The organism is Parapedobacter lycopersici (assembly GCF_024643285.1).
GTDB lineage: Bacteria > Bacteroidota > Bacteroidia > Sphingobacteriales > Sphingobacteriaceae > Parapedobacter > Parapedobacter lycopersici.
Window position 1 is genome coordinate 1 of the sequence record NZ_JAMSLW010000022.1, and the last position, 304, is coordinate 304.

1 protein-coding gene is annotated in these 304 nt (G+C 57.6%); it reads right to left on the reverse strand.

What is annotated here, in order from left to right; genetic code table 11:
- Positions 1–245: photosystem II protein PsbR (gene psbR / locus NEV57_RS15905; protein WP_257659296.1), on the reverse strand; the 245-nt coding region annotated here is incomplete at its 3' end.
- Between the last annotated feature and the right edge of the window lie 59 nt (positions 246–304).

Sequence of the window (304 nt, forward strand, 5' to 3'; positions counted from 1 at the left end):
CTGTAGCCGTCGACGTTTGCGCCGTACTTGTCAACGAATTGGTACACACCCTTCCCCGTGCTCTTCCTGCCAGATGCATCAATATCGACTGACATGCCACCTCCAATCCCGTAGGGCTTGTCGGTCTTGATCTTCTTCCCACCGCTGCAGACGATGGCGAAGGAGGATCCCCGGCGGGAGATGGACGGAAGGCCCTTGGCCCGGGCCGGCGCCACCAGCGGCGAGGTGATCATGGATGTTGCCATCCTCAGCTTCAGCTCAAATTTTTCTGCACCTCACTCTCACTGTTCTACCTGATCTCTGA